A 16,897-nucleotide genomic window follows, 5' to 3' on the forward strand; every position below is an offset into this window, starting at 1 on the left:
TGCAATAATAGCAAATGTATTTTCAAGCTTGGGATCGAATCATGGCGCATAACTCAACAATCGACTCGGACGCGATGCGCCAGTCTTTTCTGCATTAAATCTCATGAAGCACACTTTTCTCTTCACACTAATGATTCTTGCAGTATGCTCCTGTAGCGAGCCCATTCCAAATCGCGCCGAATCGCCGGAGGCAGCATTTTTAGCAGCGCGAGCAGCACTCAAAAATCATGATCTGAAAACTTACTTTGACGCTTTGACTGACCAAGCTGTCCTTGATGAACTGGGAAATTCCGTCATGATTTGCCTCAGTGGATCTAATCCAAAGGCAGTTGCGGCAGGCCTTAAACAGTCAATCGGCTGTGAAGAAATACTTAAACGTTACAATTGGCCTGCAAGTGCGGGAAATTTCCCTGACGCGTACAAAGCAGCAATCGCAAAAATCCATGACTCGCGTAGCTTGGCCGCAGAACTGGAAGCGAACCATAGAAGGTACGATGCTGGTACTTCATTTGTCTGGGATTACCTTGACAAGGTTCGCCTTTCAAACCTTGTGGTTGAAGGAACAAAAGCGCACGCCTCGGCCGAGTGGGAGTCCGGTGATAAGGGTGATGTGCGATTTGAGAAGGATGCGACAGGTTGGCGCTTTGACCCTATGCCAGGAGCCCGATGAAGCTTAGCTAGGTGATCGATCAGATTGGTTGCGATGTGGTTTAGTGTTTTATTAATTGATGGACGTGATGAAGCGCAGGAAGAATGAAGTTCATTTGCAATAACTGGGAGGGAAACCATGACAAAACTTTCATCCAACGCTCAGCTTGTTTCGACCATCTTCGATGAAGTCGCGAAGGGGAATGGCGTTCCTTTCTGGGAGGCCTGCCATGAGGACCTCATCTGGCGAACCATAGGACAGGGCTCATGGAGTGGCGAGTTCGTCGGCAAGCAGGTCATCATTGACGAAATCTTCCGCCCCCTTGGCAAAGTCCTTGTCGAGCGCGCCACGATTCCCAGTCGCCTGATTGACGGCGGCGACATCATCGTATTGCAGGCCAGAGGCAAAAACCTCACCACTGACGGCCAGCGATATGACAACGATTATGTCTTCGTGATTCATTTCAGAGATGGCAAGATCACCCGATACGAAGAATATTGCGACACTGAGCTAATCGCTAGGATCCTGCCTGACCGCATCGCTGCCAAGGCCATGCCCAGGCCCACTTAAGCTTTGCATCGCAGATTGCTAGTGCCAGCGGCGTGGGGCCAAGGCACGGGATCAAGCCTCTCAATAAAAACTCTAAGTCAATGATTTTCAGTGAGTAAATTCCTGTGTTTGCTTCAGCGAGATTTTTGGTAGTGAACCGACGACTACTTATATTGCGACGATTCTATGCCAAGGAAATGCACGAATGTAAGGCCTGCACCCGTCTTTTTGGGTCAGAGTCAGGTCAATACTTGACATGAGTGACAGGCCAAAGGTACGTCCGCTCGATGCCAGGCTTAGCCATCAATCACGCTGAACCAGGCGAAAGGGGAGCCCGTGCACATTGCCATTGCCAAGGAGGATTTCCGTCCCTTTGTCATCATAGGCAATGCTCTGCGCAGCGAGGGCTGCTCTGGTTTGTGACAAAGACGACACTTCTATCGTCAACGAACGGAGCGCTTCGCTCTTCCCTTGAGCAAGCCGGATGACGGGTCCCGATGATAGTGTAAATACGCCGGCCTCTTGCTCAATTGCCGACGAAAGAAGATTCTTCCATCGTGCCCTTGCTGCCTGCAAGTCGGGCGTCTCAATGATGACTTCCTTCACACCCAGGAGACCAAGAGGCCCGCCTTTGAGTTTCTGTAGCTCGTCGAACGCCGCAGTCTGGCGAAGCTTCGAGTCGAAGTGATACTCACAGACAAATAGCCAGGAATCGGCAGGTCCAATTCCGCTGATTCTGACATTGGTCCACAAGGCTTGCGGCTTGCCATCACGATACGTGGTGAACGGTTCTGCTGGACCATGAGCAATCTGATGCTGATCAAATTCCAACATGCTCGCGGCCGCCGACTTAAGTGGTTGGAAAGCGATACCTGCGAGGCGTGGGCTTTCTGGTGCAACGCCTCCTAACGCAGCAAACTGGCCAAACTCAAGCACGACATTTCCGAAGTAAAGACCGCCGCTGCTAAAAGGCCCGTATTTCACCATTGGCCAAATGACTGGAACCTGAAGCTGGTTCGCAAAGAGCTGGAATGAGTCGTCAGTCGCTTTCTGCTCAATCAAGATATGATCAATTCGAGAGATCGTCGAATCAGCGCCTGCCTGAGCGGCAATGGCATTCGAACTGAGGCAGGCAAGCAGCAATAATGGCAGCAGACGAAGTGACATATTGTTTCCTTGTTGGTTAAGGTGTCAAATGTAGCAAATCGGCAATATAACACGGTACTCTGCAACATCACACCTTAGTTTCAGTCTACCTACTTTCGGCATAGCTTTGCCAGACATGCTCTCCAAAGGCACAATATTCGAACTGTCCATGAGTTATGGATTGATGGAGTTAAAGCGCCCAAGTACTATTTTCTTTTCCAATATTCACTCATTATTTGATGTGACCACGCTGGCTGTTGAAGCTCTTGGCGCGGCAGGAATTCTCTCATGACGGGTTTAATATCCAGCACGGGTGTTCCATTGATTGCATCAAGCTCGGCAACAAAAACCTTTACACCTTCCACTCGAAAGATACGGCAAATCGTGCTGCCGATTCTGTTTGGCCGGTTCTTGCCACGCTGAGCGAAAATACCCACTTCAGGCCATGCATTATTGTTTCTGGGATGGCGTGCGCCCGAGATAATTTTTGCGTCATCGACCTCGTGAAAATAGAACAAAATTTCAGCATGAGAAAAGTCTGCGAGCCCCTTTAAGGCATCAGGAGTAAAACCCTCAGTTAATGTGATACATGCCTCTTCGCCACCCCAGTAATCATCCTCAGCATGAGGGCGCATCGCCTCTACAAAGCCTATGGCTTCAACTCTCACAACAGTAGCATTCAATGCTGACATTCTTTTCTCCTATCTATGAAATCCATTGAGTCTTTAGTGCTTATTCATGGTCACCGGCAAAAATATAGGTGCAGGTATTGCATTACGAAAAGAAGGGGTCAGGTCTTACGTTACGACAATTCTATTCTTGGAAAATGTATGAATGTAAGACCTGCCCCTTTCTTTCCAACATTCACCATTACCGCGCTTTCTGATACCGGTGACGGTACATTTATTTCTGGGAATTCAATCATTTCAAAATCTCCAAAATTATTTTCACTGGTGGGTGGAGCCAGCAATTTATTAGTCGAATTTTGCAATTTCAATATATCAACACTTTCGATGTCTGCTGATTTTGAATAGTTCTCGGCAACTAAATCCTGCTCATTTTTTGTTATCAAAAAAGAAGGGGGCAGGTCTTATATTACGACAATTCTTTTCTTGGAAAATGTATGAATTTAAGACTTGACCCTTTCTTGGTTTACGCGGATGGTTGAGATGATTCTCGCAAAAGACAACGGGGTGACGCTGAAGGTGTTTGCAGTAATAACAATACTAGTCACTCTAGTGTCAGTTGTTGATATCATGAATGCGGCTACGCGGGGGTTAAGATGAAAAGTTACTTAGTTTTTTTGTGTTTTTTGTTAGGTGTGAACGTGGTGCAGGCACAAACGAAGGCCGTCGATTCTACTTGTGAGCAGTTGTCTATTGCTGTTGAGGGTGGGGTTAAAGAGTTGGCATATTATGAAATGACGGGGATATTGGATAACAGCGCACCCAGAGAAACAAACAGAAAGCTAAACCAGGTTCTCCAGATGGGTGCTATCCAGGCTAATCTACTTCTGATGCAGGCGAATAAATGCGTTTTGCCGAAGTTGCCGATTTCTGAGACTGCTTATAGGGCCAATGCATTGCAATGTGAATTGGCTTCTGGCCGCGCTAGTCGTTCAAAAGAAGGGAATACACCATTAGCGGAATGCGATCGTGCAGCGTGGAGTCGTAGTTATGTTTACTCTAAAAGCCCGTGAATTGGTTAGCTGCGGTGATTATGACTTTTGCGAGTCGCTATGGGAATAATTTTGTAAAATTCATAAGGAAGCAAATTGAAGTCAAAGAAAATAATATTAGTATGTGCCTTGATTCTTCTCTTTGCAGGGGGAGTGATGACGTATGCATGGTATCCGCAGTATCGAGGGGAACAACTTGTTCGAAATGAGCTTATAGACCCAGATTCTGCGGTTTTTATGGATGTGAAGTATGTGCGGGAAACCAAAGGCCTTTGTGGTCAGGTTAATGGCAAGAACAGCACGGGCGGGTACGTGGGGTTTCATGATTTTTATGTGGATGCGGATGGCAAAGTCGTCTTTGAACCTTTAAGGGATGCTGTGAGCAGGTTAATGGTGAGCAGGCTTGAGTCTATGCAGAGGCAACTTGAATACTTGAAGGGAAGGGTAAAAGTCTGTCCGGATGAGGTGGGAAAATGAGACGTCAGGTCGTGTTTCTGATTGTTGCCACGCTGCTTATGCATTCAGTAGTTGTGACGGCTGCGCCAGCCCGCAGCTCAAGCGTCAAGCGCGAAACCCAGCGGCAGAACCCATGCCCCAGCACAGGCAATACAAAGGGCGCTTGCCCTGGGTATGTTATCGATCACATCAAGGCATTGGCTTATGGTGGCACTGACTCGGTGGATTCTATTCTTAGAAATGTATGAATGTAAGACCTGACCCTTTCTTTCACGGTCATACGACCCTTCAAATCCCAGTTCTTTCAGATCCAGATGAAGTTGTTTTAAGCTTCGTCGCTGCTTACGATTCTTGCTAGCTTCGGTTTTAAGCCAGCTTGAAAGCTGTAATGCGTATTTATCGATTGCACTTGTTGTTTGTCGATCCGCGTATGCTGGCTCTGTGACTTCAGAGCGCAGATAGCGCCGGACAGTGTTACGAGAGATGCCCAGTCGCCTGGCAATCTCGCGTAATGGAATCTGGTCACGAATGTGCCAGCGTCGAATAATACCTAGTAATGCCACGTCAATCACTCCTGCTCCCTACTCATCAAGATAAGTAGGATTGTGTGCTAAACGTGGGTCAATTTTAGATGCAATTTATCCAGCAAAGTGGGTCAATTTTCAGTGCAAATCAACAGCCACCCCTTTTAATTGTTAGTGTTAAGCCAGTTTAAAGCTCTTTTTTTTGAATATTTTGCGCTATCTACACCATTTTTTTCTGCTAATTCTAACCAATGGATGGACTCTGTATAACTATCTTTTGTTTGATTCCTAAGCAATAAAGACCCCAAATTAAATTGTGCTATTCCATAACCTTTTTTTGCCGCAATCCGAAGCCAATAAACTGCTTTATTATAACAACCTGGCACAACATCATAATACATACCAAGACTATTTGCAGAAGATGCATCTCCGTTTCTTGCGTTGGCGAGTAACGTAAAAAATTCCCTTTTCGACATTTTTATATAGTCTTTAATATCTAAGTAACGATCTTCCGTTTGCTGACATCGTTCTTGACCATTAAATCCACTATTTTCAACAACATCTGACTCAAAAAATGAATTTGTAACATGAGCCATCGCTGAGATATTAATAAAATAAAACATTATTAAAATATTTCTATTCACACTCATTTTTTTTCTCCACAAGCACATTTCTTAACTACAAACCTCCCTGGTTTTCGAGGTGAATAACTTCCATCAGCAGCAAGATCAACGAAACTATTTGCAGCTATTACTTCTACCCCTGTCCCATTCGCCAAATTTTGAGAATAATTTTCACCTGTAGGCTTTCCATTTCTGGTTTCATCTTGTCCGACAAAACATGAAAGAATTAGTATCCTTTTTTTTCCTTTAAAATTTTTGTCAGAAAGAATTTTTTCAATTAATTCCTCTACAGGAATTTCCCGTTCAGTACCTCTTATTCTCATGTCAATAACCCAAGAATTATTTCCATGCCCGGCAATAATATATGTTCCAGGAATTGACTTCACATTATTTGCATAAGACCAATCTTTGGAACCGGGTGTAAAGTAGTTTAAGTCAACTTCTAACCCAAAAAAATCACTCAAATAATTCGGATTCGCACCTACATATGCAAATGTATTTATTCCTCCACCCAACCCAATCAGATCACTCTGAACATACCTCCCCATCTGCGGATCATAATCCCTAAAATAGTTATAGTGCAGCCCCGTCTCCTGATCATAATACTGCCCCGGAAACCTCTGATTAAACGTGAACTTGGTCGCATTATTCTGCGGCTGCTCATTCGCCACCGTCTCCCCAAACGGCGCACTATCCCAACGCCAGACTTCTGTTCCTGTCGCGTCCGTAATCACCCGCGGTGTATTGAGATGATCCGCATGAATATCATACATCTTCGGTGTATTTGCCGTCACAGCCACCGGTACAACTGCTGAAGTCGTACTTGCACCGAGGTTGTCCGTCGCCTTGGCCGTCAGGTTGTAACTCCCCTGCGCCACATTCTCCCAATTGGTTTTATACGGCGCTTGCGTCACTGTCGCAATGCTGTTTGTGCCATTCAGGAATTCCACCTTGGCGATCGTGCCATCGCTATCTGTGGCTGTCGCATTCAGGATGATGGTCGCTGGTGCCGTGGCGTTTTGCGGACTTGCTGTCAGGCTGACCGTGGGCGCGTTATTGTTGATGACATTCACTGTCACTGGCGCTGTTGTTGCCGTGGCGTTGTTATTGTCTGTCGCCTTGGCTGTGACGTTATAGCTATTCGCTGTGACATTGGTCCAGTTGACACTGTAGTTACTGCCGTTGGCTGTTGTTGGTGCAGTGGCTGTGCCTATCAGTGTCGCGCCTTGGTAAAACTCGACCTTGGCAATCGTGCTGCCTGCTACTGCTGTGGCTGTCGCTGCCAAGCTGATGCCTGCTGGTGCCACGAAAGTACCATTGGCTGGTGCTGTCTGGGTAGTTTGATTGAGTGCCGGTGTCTGGCTGACAGTGGGCGGTGTGACTGCTGCCTTGACTTGTACGGTCACTGGGGTACTGGTTTGTGTCAGGCTTTGGCTGTCTGTCACTTTAGCGGTAAGGCTATAAGTACCGACTACGGCATTGGCCCAGTTGTAGCTATAGGGAGCAGTCGTGCTGCTACCCAGTAGTGTTGTTCCATTGTAGAACTCGACTTTACTGATCGTGCCTTTACTATCTGCTGCTGTCGCAGTAATGGCGATGGGTGTACCTACAGTCACGCTGGCGTTATTCGCCGGTGCGGTGACGTTGACGGTGATCGGATTAGTGACGGTAATACTGACCGGGCTGCTGGTCGTTGTACCGCTGAGATTATCTGTTGCTTTGGCAGTGATGCTGTACGTGCCAGGTATTACATTGACCCAGTTATAGCTGTAGGGACTGGTGGTACTACTGCCTAGCAATGTTGCGCCGTTGTAGAACTCAACTTTGCTCACTGTGCCATCGGCATCTGTGGCATTGGCGGTGATGGTAATCGTGGCTTTGCCTGCGACACTGCTATTGGCTACTGGTGCTGTCAGGCTGACTGTGGGTCCATTGTTGACGACAACAGCTACAGCCGTGGAAGTCTTGACTTCATTATGGCTATTGGTCGCTTTGGCAGTCAGGCTATAGCTGCCGGTGGGCGCATTGCTCCAGGTATAGGTGTAAGGGGCCGTGGTGGCGGTTCCCAGTAAGGTGGCGCCTTGATAGAAATCGACTTTGCTGATGGTGTCGCCGGTGTTGCTGGCGTTGGCCGTCAGGGTAATCGCTGCTGGTGAAGCATAGCGGGCATTGGCGGTGGGTGCCGTCAAACTGACGGTGGGCACCACGGCGAATGCCTGGCTGCTGATGGCAGCAAGGCAAACCAGGGCTGCGCTGATGCTTATCCTGCTTAATAATCGTTGTTGAAACAAATTCTTCTCCCCTGCCCCTGGCTCATCTCTCGTGGGTGAGCTGAGGGCGGTTTTTTAGTAATGGCTTAGTTTTTAGAGCCAGGCTTATTTGATGACGGCTACCGGTAAATCATCGAGGTAGATGTAGTCAATATCACTTTGCCCTGTGCGTTCGCTGATCAGTTTGCCACCCTGGTCATAGTGGTACAGGCTGCTGGTGGCAGGATTGCTGCCGTTGGCGGGGACGGTCTTTTGTACGCGCTGGCCCAGGGGGTTGATGAGGTATTGCACTGTGCCTATGGGGGTGACGGCGGAGATCATGCGGCCACGGGTGTCGTAGTTGAACTGGTTGTTGCCGTTGTTGGTGATGCTGCCGTTGGGGTCGGTGACGATGGTTTTGCTTTGACTGTCGGTGACCTGGTTCAGGCGGTTGCTGTTGCTGGCATAGGTGTAGCTGGTATTGGCGGCACCATTGGTCTTGGTGTTGCGGTTACCCACGGGGTCGTAGCTGAAACCCTGGCTGGCCTGGGGTGTCAGGTAGCTGGTGAGGCGGTCGACGTTGTCATAGCCGTAGGTGGTCTGGCGGTTGGGGTTGTTGGCTTCGTTAATGGCGGTGATGCGGCCTGCGGCATCGTAGCTGATGGCTTGTACTTTGTTGTTGAGGGTGTAGCTGGCAATGCGGCCTTCGGTGTCGAAGCTGCGGCTGGTGGTCTGGCCTGCGCTGTTGCGGTAGCTTTGGACGCCACCAAAGGGGCGGTAGCTGACCTGGCTCAGGACGGTCATGGTGATGCCGTCTTTGCTGGTGTCGATCTGGCTGACGCGACCCAGGCTGTCGCGGGTGTAGCTGATCTGGCGGCCATTGGGGTAGGTCAATGTGCTCAGGCGGCCAGTATTGTCGTACTGGTAGCGGGTGGTGTTGCTGCCTGCGCTATTGATACTGCGGGTTTCTGTCAGTACGCGGCCACGGCCATCGTAGGTGTAGGCGATGCTGCCATTCTGGTCGCTGATCTGGCTCAGGCGGCCTTTGGCATTATTGCCCTGGTCGTAGGTGTAGGTGGTGCTGCTGCCATCCTGGTAGGTGATGCTGGTGATGCGGTTGAGGGCATCATAGGCATAGGTGGTGGTCTGGCCTTTGGCGTCTTTTTTAGTGAGGATGTTGCCTGCGGCATCTGCGGTGGTCGTCGTCACACCAGTGTCGGGGCTGGTCAGACTCAGTTGGTTGCCGAGACCATCGATGCTGTAAATGGTGTTGAGGTTGCGGGCGTCGGTGACCTGGGTCAGGCGGTTTTGGCCATTGTAGGTGTAGCTGGTGGTTTTGTTGTCGGCATCGGTCTGGCTTTGCAGGCGGTTGAGCATGTCATAGCTTTGCTTGGTGACTGCATTGTTGCCGTTGGTAATTTTAATGAGGTTGTCGTTAAGATCGTATTCGTATTGGTAGACGGTGCTTGGAGACGTTGCCGTTGTCTGGGCCAGGGCGGTGCCTTGGCCATAGCTGATGACCAGGGCCAGGCTGACGAGGGTCGCTGTGATGTGCTGTTTCATGGGTGTATTGGTTGTGCGCTTCATTGTGCTGCTCCTGTCACCTTTTGCAGGCGGTTGAGGAGGTCGTAGACGCGGCTGACCTGGCGGCTCAGTGTGCCACTGGCGTCGGTGACGGTTTCATTGGTGCGGTTGCCCATGACGTCCAGGGTGTAGTTGATGCTGTTGCCGAGGCTGTCGCTGATCTTGGTGAGGCGATGGGCGTCGTCATAGGTGTAGCTGATGCTGCTGTTGTCTGGCAGGGTGACTTTGGTCATCTGGCCGACGTTGTCGTGGTCGTAGACAGTGGTTTCAGTCACGCCATCGGCATTGGTGGTGCGTTGTTTGAGCCAGCCACGGGGGGTGTAGCTCAGGTTAGTGACCATGCCGTTGGCGTCGGTGATCTGGCCTACTCTGCTGTTGGCATCGTAGTTGCTGAGGATGGTCACATGGCCGAGGGGGTTGGTGACGGTATTCAGGTTGCCAAGGTTGTCGTAGGTGTAGGTGGTTTTATCGACGACGTCGGTACGGGGACCAGTGACGGTTAATACCTGGCCGATGTCGTTGTAGGTATAGGTCCAGGTGCGCGGACTGCCGGTGACAGGTGCACTGGCACCCTGGCTGCCGTTTGTGTCAGTGGTAGCTTGTTCTGTCTTGGTGAGGACGTTGCCTTTAAGATCGTGGCTGTAGCTGATGCGCAGTAAAGGGGCATTGATCTGGACTGGAATGCGGAAAGCCGGGTGCCAGCTGGTGGTGGTGGTTTGGGCTTCGCTGCGGCTTGTGGCTTCTGTGCGTGTCAGTTCCAGATTGCGATTGTTATCAAAGGTGCGTGTTGTTGACTGGCCTCTATAACCGGTGATGTCGTAGGCATTGCCATTATAGTCATAGGTATAGTGAATCTGGGAAGATTCTGAACCTACTATGCGCTTTTTATATCCTAGCTGCTTGGTTTCTTGCACGTCGACATAATAATGTTCCCATACCACGCCCAATGGATCGGTATGGGTAGGATTGATGAGGTAGCCTGCAGGAGTGAAGGTATATTTTTCTACACCGCCAGCATGCTCAGAGCTGGTTGCGCGACCTTTTTCGTCATAGGTCCAGGTGGCAAAACGTACACCGTTCTCGTCGGTAATACCGGTCAGGGCAATCGCTAAATCCGTGCCTTTGGTCTTGTCTTGTTCGTTATACCAGTAGACGCGTTTTTTACTGTCAGGATAAGTGACAGATGTGAGGTTACCCTTGGGAGTGGTTCCATTGGCCCCTAAGGAACTGGCTTCATCATAGGCATAGGTGGTGACACCACCGGCAGGATCAATCATAGTCAGCATACGGTCACCGCGATAGGTGAAGTTGAGTTGCTGACCGAAGTGATTGGTCACGCGTATCAATAAGCCGGGCTTTTGGGCGATTGCGACTGGTGTAGTTATATCAGAATAAGTGAACAGCTTTTGCATGCCACCACGTTCGACTATCTTGACCACATACCCCTTCAGATCAAAATACTCTGTAGATTCGTCTGAAGAGTTATAGACGGACCAGCCTGTGGCCGCACCACCTGCATCAAAAATCTTGGTGACGCGATCATTGTTATCTGATAAAGGATTGTAGTTGTTGGCAGTGCCAAAAGCCCGCATGGGATCATTGCCGCGTATCAGAATAAATTCGTTGGGGTGGGTGCCAATATTATAGGCAAAGTTGGGAGAAACCTGCTTGAAACAATACGATTGCTTGAACTGTTGATCAATACCAGCAATGCAGGGCAGTTGCTCGTAATAGTTTTTCAAAGCGTCTACTGATGCCGCAGATCCGGTATCAAATCCTTTGACGGCATAATTGTGCGTCCAGCCCTGACGGTCACTACGATAATTGCGGACAAACTCCAGGCCTGGCGCGCCCTGGTAGTCGACTGCAGTTTCTGTTTTGGTGCCGGAAGAAATCAAGACAGGATTGCCCGCTTTATCGCAATTACAAGGTTCAGGCTTAAAGCAAGCCACATGGAAATCCGGGCCTGCAGGAAATGCATCGGCGGAATCAATTTTTGTATAGCCATCTGGACAAATAGCGGATACCAATCCTCCTATCCATTTGTAATCGCCGGGAGGCACAAGTCCCTCTTTAATTGCTCTCTGAGTAGGATGTGCCAATACATAAAAAGACCGCGCCCCACCATTTATAGTCGTAGGTGTTCGATCATCAAAGTATGGAAATATTCCATCTTCCCAACGCCAATAATCCGACTGCATGGTGCCATTGGTCATACTTGAAATGATCGCCTCCCTTAGACTATCTAAGGTTTTATGCAGAATTTGATAGCCATAAGCATAGGTAGGTTCAACATAGCCAGCATGTGCCTGGGACGAGCAAAACATGAACGCCACACCCAGCAATGCCAGCGGACGCGAAATAAGATGGTAGATAAACTTCATGTAGGTAATCACTCCGTCAAAACTCCCGCTTTGCTTGCATCGGGTGCAAAACAGTTATTCTGTTTTTGTTTAAGGATTTTAAAAAACATCAGGGCATGGCCTGACACTGCGAATATAGATAGGTGAAAAATAGGGGGCTGTGCACGCGCAATCAAAATATGCTGGCTCCAAGTAGTTTTAACTTGTAAGCCATGACTGCGTTCAGCAAAAAATTCTGAAAATGAAGAAAGTAGCCCGCGTTTCAATAAAAACAAGCCGATTATAAAATACTGTTTTCGACTTATCTTAAGCATCTGAAAAATATATTTTTAACAAGCATTGCCTGGCGCCATCACTCAACTGCACTTAAAAATTTCGATCTTATTGCCAGCCTGACTACGTCCACCATCGCAAAAAAACCACGCTACGGTTAACCCTGATGGGCACTGGCACGTTTCTTGATATGCTGTAATGGAACCGTAACCACGAGACGAGAACATGGCCAAGTTTTTCAATGAAATGCATGCCTATGATGATGCCGCACCGGGTGCAGCTGCACCTGGCGGAGAATTGACACGGGAACATTACCGTGAGTTTTGCGACTGGCTGGCACAACAGCCTGCCGAGAGATTGAAGCGCAAGCGGGCCGAGGCGGACCTGAGCTTTCGCCGGGTGGGCATTACCTTTGCCGTGTATGGTGATGATGCGGGTACGGAGAGGCTGATCCCGTTTGACATCATCCCACGCATTATCCATGCGGGTGAATGGGCGCAGTTGCAAAAGGGTCTGGCGCAGCGAGTGCAGGCGCTGAATATGTTTATCCATGATATTTATCACGATCAGAATATCATCAGGGCGGGCATCATCCCGGCTGAGCAAATCTATAAAAATGCCCAATATCGACCTGAAATGCAGGGTATTTCAGTTGCTTCTGACATTTATGCCCATATTGCTGGTGTGGATATTGTGCGCGCTGGCGAGGGCGAATTCTACGTACTGGAAGACAATTTGCGGGTGCCTTCTGGCGTGTCGTATATGCTGGAAGACCGCAAGATGATGATGCGGCTTTTTCCTGAACTGTTTGCACGTAACAAGATTGCACCGGTGGATCATTATCCTGACATGTTGCTGGATAACCTGCGCTCAGTCGCTCCCGTGGGTGTGGATAACCCTACTGTGGTGGTCATGACGCCGGGCATGTATAACTCGGCATATTTTGAGCATGCCTTCCTGGCCCAGCAAATGGGGGTGGAACTGGTTGAGGGCCAGGATTTGTTTGTGAATGACAATGCGGTCTTTATGCGCACCACGCGCGGGCCCAAACGGGTGGATGTGATTTATCGCCGTATTGATGATGATTTTCTTGATCCCCTGGCTTTCCGGCCTGACTCTTCTCTGGGTGTGCCGGGCTTGCTGTCGGTGTATCGCGCTGGTCGTGTAACGCTGGCGAATGCGATAGGTACAGGTGTGGCGGATGATAAATCGATCTACCCTTTCGTGCCGGACATGATCAAGTTTTACCTGACAGAAAAACCTATCTTGAACAATGTGCCGACTTACCAGTGTCGCAAACCCGAAGACCTGTCTTATACCTTGGCGAACCTGGCTGAGCTGGTCGTCAAGGAAGTGCATGGCGCAGGTGGTTACGGCATGCTGGTGGGCCCGGCTTCGACCAGGGCGCAGATAGAAGATTTTCGCCAGCGTTTGCTGGCCAGGCCCGATGGTTATATCGCCCAACCTACGCTGGCATTGTCGGCCTGCCCTACCTTTGTTGAAAGCGGCATTGCCCCGCGCCATATAGATTTGCGACCCTTTGTTTTGTCTGGCAAGACCATCTCCATGGTACCAGGCGGTTTGACGCGGGTGGCTTTGCAGGAGGGTTCGCTGGTAGTGAATTCTTCACAGGGTGGCGGGACGAAAGATACCTGGATTCTGGAAAATTAAGTCAGGAGAAAATACATGCTAAGCCGTACCGCCGATCATTTGTTCTGGATGGCGCGCTATACCGAGCGCGCCGAGAATACTGCCCGTATGCTGGATGTAAATATCCAGACCTCGATGTTGCCACAGTCTGCCGAAGATGCTGAACGTGGCTGGCGTGCCATGCTGGGTATCTCTGAATTGCAGTCTGCCTTTGACCATCAATATGGTTTGCTGACGAAGAAGGATGTGCTGGACTTCATGGTCAGGGACCCGATGAACCCCTCCTCTATCGCGTCATGCCTGAAGGAAGCGCGGGAAAATGCCCGGGCCGTGCGCGGCACGCTGACGACCGAGGTATGGGAAACCCAGAATGCCACCTGGCTGGACATGCAGGACAGGTTGTCAGACACGATACTGGAAAACGATCCCAGCCAGTTTTTTGAATGGGTCAAGTACCGTTCGCATCTGTCACGTGGCGTGACGCTGGGCACGATGTTGAAAGATGAGGCGGTGCACTTCATCCGCCTGGGTACTTTCATAGAGCGCGCAGATAATACGGCGCGGATACTGGATGTGAAGTTCCACGGTGCCAAGGAAAGCGGGCGCGGCAATGACAGCTTGCAAAGGGATTTTTATTACTGGGCGGCGCTGCTGCGCTCAGTCTCTGGCTTTGAAATTTACCGCAAGGTCTATCGCGATGTCATCACACCTGAACGGGTGGCAGAATTGCTGATGCTGCGGGGTGATATGCCACGTTCCTTATTGGCGTGCATGGATGAGGTGGTCGCCAATCTGAAAGAAGTGCGTAACGATGTGTCAGCAGACACTGAACGTTTTGCTGGCAAGCTGCATGCAGAATTGCAATTTGCCCGCATAGAAGAGATCCTGGCAGAAGGTTTGCATGACAACCTGACGCGCTTCATGGAAAACATTTTTGACCTGGGTAATCGTGTCAGTCGCGATTTCCTGGTCCCGCTGGCGGCCTGAGAAAACATCATGCAACTTTTTATACGCCACCAGACTATCTACAAGTACTCAGCACCGCTGACTTACACCATACAACAATTACGCCTGACACCACGTGCCGAGCAACACCAGCATGCCATCTCCTGGCAAATCAAGACTGCAGGGCAGCGCCATTCGTATATTGATGCCTATGGCAACCCTTCGCATACCCTGACCATCACGGGCCAGCATCACGAGGTTGCCATCATTGCCGAAGGGGTAGTCGAACTGACGACACCTTATCAGGGGCGCATCACCGACCCTGACACATTTTCACCGCTGGTATTTACTGTGCCAACGCGGCTGACCGAACCAGTGCCAGCGATCATGGACTTTGCTCATGCGCACTTGCCCGACAGTGGCAAGACCAGCACGGCTGCACTACTTAATCTGGCAGCGCACATACGTGGTGCAGTCGAGTACCAAACCGGTGCAACCATCGTCACGACCAGTGCCAGTGATGCCCTGCAATTGGGCCGCGGCGTCTGCCAGGACCATGCCCATATCATGCTGGCCTGCTGCCATGCCCGTGGCATACCGGCACGCTATGTGTCTGGCTATATTGATCCTGAATCCACTGGCCATGCCGACAGTCATGCCTGGGTGGATGTCTGGGTAGAAGACGGCGACTATAGCGGCTGGGTCAGCGTCGATGTGACGCATGCCGTGCTGATGACAGATGCCTATTGCCGTCTGGCCATAGGACGCGACTATGATTCAGCCGCGCCGGTGCGCGGCGTGCGCCGCGGTGGTGGTTTGGAGACTTTGAGTGTGACTGTGCAAGTCACACCCAGGTGAGAGCGCGTGGATTGTGCCACCTTGACGAGTTTGATGATTGAGCTTTTACTGCAACGTCCGTGCTGCAGCGAAAAGTCTGCTATCTTTCTATTGCATAGATTAGGTAATTTGAATCCAGCCCATATTTTTGATTGACTTGTAACCGGATTTCTTATGGAGAGCAAAAAGATTGATTAAATTGAAATACAATTTCCAGGTTGAACTGAACCTTGGTAAAGAGTTTTCCGGTATTAACAGTATGACTAAATTGATGTCTTTCGCTAATAGTAAAGCGATTGCTTTTGGCTGGAAAAAAAATAGGGAATCATCCGCTTCAGAACTCAATTATTGGCTCGCTGAGATAACACGCGAAGGTATTCGATATCGCATTTTGCCCGCTGAGATAATTCAGCAATTCAAGCTAGTCATTTCTGGCTCTTTGCACGAAGATTCCACAAGAACCCAAATTCAGGCTTTCAAGTTCGGGGAGGCATTTGGTCTTTTGCTTGGAAGCGAATACATTTATCTTTTAGATGATATCGATGCATCGCCACAGTTGCTAAAAATTGAAAATCACTTCCGATTGTTCAGTGCACCGAAATACAATTCCTTTAAAAAGGACAGCCACTTTATGCCTGTGCATTGTGGCAATCCCAGTGGTAATTTGCTGCCAGTTGTATTTTCCTCACCGGAAGATAGTGGCAATGGAGGGCGTCATGTCTGCCTATTGGAAATCGACGAACAAAGCAAACAGGCAAAATGGTTATCCACCCAAGAACTGGGAATTCCGCGATCTACCAAATTTAATGACTACAAACCCTATTCGAAAACTGGCACGGGTGGTGCAAGGCTCACAAACAATAGTATTAACATGGACTTGCCGCCTCTCATCCATGACTGTGCGTGGATAGATGAATACTGGCATCTGTTTGTTGCTGGTTATAACCCCGTTTATCAAAGAGATGGCGTATCCCCCTCTATCCTTACCCGCAACCATGTGGATTTGAGTTTGCATGCCCCAGTATTTCAGCCTGTTGATGAAAGCCTTGCACATATATGCGCAAGCCTCGACCGCGTGATTGTCAGCCCATTTTTCTCTAGCGGCCAACGCAAAGGCAAGCAAAGCATATATGTCTTAAATGAAGGGATGGAATACGAACTAACTTTACCGAGAGGCTATTCAAAATTTGCAGTTCAGGAATATTGCGACGGTGTATATTGGTTAACGCCGGGCAAATTAGGCTTTAACAGCATGCCATTCAATGTAGTAGCCTGTAGTGCGCCCGACTAAATCGTAGTCCACGATATTACTCATTAAACAATCGCTATGCTACATACCAATGTGACAAGCGTATTTCGTCGCCCCGCTTT

Annotated in this window: 16 protein-coding genes and 1 pseudogene; 8 read left to right on the forward strand and 9 right to left on the reverse strand. The window is 49.4% G+C overall.

What is annotated here, in order from left to right; genetic code table 11:
- Positions 1–103: 103 nt before the first annotated feature.
- Entirely contained in the window at positions 104–670 is a 567-nt protein-coding gene (locus ACO0LC_RS18655; protein ID WP_423005821.1) for a hypothetical protein, read from the forward strand.
- A 117-nt stretch (positions 671–787) separates the two neighbouring features.
- Positions 788–1,219 carry a nuclear transport factor 2 family protein gene (locus ACO0LC_RS18660; protein ID WP_423005823.1) on the forward strand — a complete coding sequence of 144 codons (432 nt, stop codon included), beginning with the start codon at positions 788–790 and terminating at the stop codon, positions 1,217–1,219.
- Positions 1,220–1,501: 282 nt separating this feature from the next.
- Here the strand turns inward: ACO0LC_RS18660 and ACO0LC_RS18665 are convergent, their stop codons facing one another.
- From ACO0LC_RS18665 to ACO0LC_RS18675, 3 genes are all read right to left on the reverse strand, one after another.
- A complete protein-coding gene (locus ACO0LC_RS18665; RefSeq protein WP_423005825.1) occupies positions 1,502–2,365 on the reverse strand; it encodes a hypothetical protein in 864 nt (287 codons plus the stop codon).
- 185 nt (positions 2,366–2,550) lie between these two features.
- Positions 2,551–3,036 (reverse strand): SAM-dependent methyltransferase, encoded by a 486-nt coding sequence (locus tag ACO0LC_RS18670; protein WP_423005827.1) that lies wholly within the window; start codon positions 3,034–3,036, stop codon positions 2,551–2,553.
- Between the two features lie 110 nt (positions 3,037–3,146).
- On the reverse strand, positions 3,147–3,416 hold the full coding sequence (locus ACO0LC_RS18675; protein ID WP_423005829.1) for a hypothetical protein: 270 nt from the start codon (positions 3,414–3,416) through the stop codon (positions 3,147–3,149).
- Positions 3,417–3,626: 210 nt separating this feature from the next.
- Here ACO0LC_RS18675 and ACO0LC_RS18680 point away from each other — a divergent pair, with 210 nt between their 5' ends.
- Together ACO0LC_RS18680 and ACO0LC_RS18685 are read left to right on the forward strand one after the other, a co-directional pair.
- The gene (locus ACO0LC_RS18680; RefSeq protein ID WP_423005831.1) at positions 3,627–4,043 is read left to right on the forward strand and encodes a hypothetical protein; all 417 of its coding nucleotides are present in this window, start codon (positions 3,627–3,629) and stop codon (positions 4,041–4,043) included.
- A gap of 75 nt (positions 4,044–4,118) precedes the next feature.
- Positions 4,119–4,499, forward strand: a complete 381-nt coding sequence (locus tag ACO0LC_RS18685; protein WP_423005832.1) for a hypothetical protein — start codon at positions 4,119–4,121, stop codon at positions 4,497–4,499.
- Between the two features lie 251 nt (positions 4,500–4,750).
- Here the strand turns inward: ACO0LC_RS18685 and ACO0LC_RS18690 are convergent.
- From ACO0LC_RS18690 to ACO0LC_RS18715, 6 genes and pseudogenes are all read right to left on the reverse strand, one after another.
- Positions 4,751–5,050 (reverse strand): annotated as a pseudogene (locus ACO0LC_RS18690) (helix-turn-helix domain-containing protein); the annotation flags it as partial.
- A gap of 116 nt (positions 5,051–5,166) precedes the next feature.
- Positions 5,167–5,652, reverse strand: coding sequence for a tetratricopeptide repeat protein (locus tag ACO0LC_RS18695; protein WP_423005834.1), 486 nt, complete (start codon positions 5,650–5,652; stop codon positions 5,167–5,169).
- The gene (locus ACO0LC_RS18700; protein WP_423005836.1) at positions 5,649–7,916 is read right to left on the reverse strand and encodes an Ig-like domain-containing protein; all 2,268 of its coding nucleotides are present in this window, start codon (positions 7,914–7,916) and stop codon (positions 5,649–5,651) included. Before ACO0LC_RS18700 ends, ACO0LC_RS18695 begins: the two co-directional genes overlap by 4 nt.
- An 84-nt stretch (positions 7,917–8,000) precedes the next feature.
- Positions 8,001–9,461, reverse strand: a complete 1,461-nt coding sequence (locus ACO0LC_RS18705) for a hypothetical protein (protein ID WP_423005838.1) — start codon at positions 9,459–9,461, stop codon at positions 8,001–8,003.
- Positions 9,458–11,842: a hypothetical protein gene (locus ACO0LC_RS18710; RefSeq protein ID WP_423005840.1), complete on the reverse strand. Its 2,385-nt coding sequence runs from the start codon at positions 11,840–11,842 to the stop codon at positions 9,458–9,460. The genes ACO0LC_RS18705 and ACO0LC_RS18710 overlap by 4 nt, the downstream gene beginning before the upstream one ends.
- Before the next feature lie 8 nt (positions 11,843–11,850).
- Positions 11,851–12,096 (reverse strand): hypothetical protein, encoded by a 246-nt coding sequence (locus ACO0LC_RS18715; RefSeq protein WP_423005842.1) that lies wholly within the window; start codon positions 12,094–12,096, stop codon positions 11,851–11,853.
- A gap of 223 nt (positions 12,097–12,319) precedes the next feature.
- On the opposite strand from ACO0LC_RS18715, the gene ACO0LC_RS18720 reads away from it, so the two are divergent.
- From ACO0LC_RS18720 to ACO0LC_RS18735, 4 genes are all read left to right on the forward strand, one after another.
- The gene (locus ACO0LC_RS18720) at positions 12,320–13,765 is read left to right on the forward strand and encodes a circularly permuted type 2 ATP-grasp protein (RefSeq protein WP_423005844.1); all 1,446 of its coding nucleotides are present in this window, start codon (positions 12,320–12,322) and stop codon (positions 13,763–13,765) included.
- 15 nt (positions 13,766–13,780) lie between these two features.
- The gene (locus ACO0LC_RS18725) at positions 13,781–14,731 is read left to right on the forward strand and encodes an alpha-E domain-containing protein (RefSeq protein WP_423005846.1); all 951 of its coding nucleotides are present in this window, start codon (positions 13,781–13,783) and stop codon (positions 14,729–14,731) included.
- A gap of 9 nt (positions 14,732–14,740) precedes the next feature.
- Positions 14,741–15,547 (forward strand): transglutaminase family protein, encoded by an 807-nt coding sequence (locus ACO0LC_RS18730; protein ID WP_423005848.1) that lies wholly within the window; start codon positions 14,741–14,743, stop codon positions 15,545–15,547.
- A 169-nt stretch (positions 15,548–15,716) separates the two neighbouring features.
- Complete coding sequence (locus ACO0LC_RS18735; RefSeq protein ID WP_423005850.1) at positions 15,717–16,817, forward strand: hypothetical protein; 1,101 nt, start codon at positions 15,717–15,719, stop codon at positions 16,815–16,817.
- The last annotated feature ends 80 nt before the right edge of the window (positions 16,818–16,897 follow it).

It is taken from the genome of Undibacterium sp. JH2W, from assembly GCF_049340425.1.
Taxonomy (GTDB): Bacteria; Pseudomonadota; Gammaproteobacteria; order Burkholderiales; family Burkholderiaceae_D; genus Undibacterium.

Bases quoted from the DNA above. Each gene is read 5' to 3' on its own strand.
- ACO0LC_RS18720 (WP_423005844.1), top strand. From the start codon at position 12,320: ATGGCCAAGTTTTTCAATGAAATGCATGCCTATGATGATGCCGCACCG.
- ACO0LC_RS18695 (WP_423005834.1), bottom strand. From the start codon at position 5,652: ATGAGTGTGAATAGAAATATTTTAATAATGTTTTATTTTATTAATATC.
- ACO0LC_RS18670 (WP_423005827.1), bottom strand. From the start codon at position 3,036: ATGTCAGCATTGAATGCTACTGTTGTGAGAGTTGAAGCCATAGGCTTT.
- ACO0LC_RS18680 (WP_423005831.1), top strand. From the start codon at position 3,627: ATGAAAAGTTACTTAGTTTTTTTGTGTTTTTTGTTAGGTGTGAACGTG.
- ACO0LC_RS18710 (WP_423005840.1), bottom strand. From the start codon at position 11,842: ATGAAGTTTATCTACCATCTTATTTCGCGTCCGCTGGCATTGCTGGGT.
- ACO0LC_RS18705 (WP_423005838.1), bottom strand. From the start codon at position 9,461: ATGAAGCGCACAACCAATACACCCATGAAACAGCACATCACAGCGACC.
- ACO0LC_RS18730 (WP_423005848.1), top strand. From the start codon at position 14,741: ATGCAACTTTTTATACGCCACCAGACTATCTACAAGTACTCAGCACCG.
- ACO0LC_RS18665 (WP_423005825.1), bottom strand. From the start codon at position 2,365: ATGTCACTTCGTCTGCTGCCATTATTGCTGCTTGCCTGCCTCAGTTCG.
- ACO0LC_RS18655 (WP_423005821.1), top strand. From the start codon at position 104: ATGAAGCACACTTTTCTCTTCACACTAATGATTCTTGCAGTATGCTCC.
- ACO0LC_RS18660 (WP_423005823.1), top strand. From the start codon at position 788: ATGACAAAACTTTCATCCAACGCTCAGCTTGTTTCGACCATCTTCGAT.
- ACO0LC_RS18725 (WP_423005846.1), top strand. From the start codon at position 13,781: ATGCTAAGCCGTACCGCCGATCATTTGTTCTGGATGGCGCGCTATACC.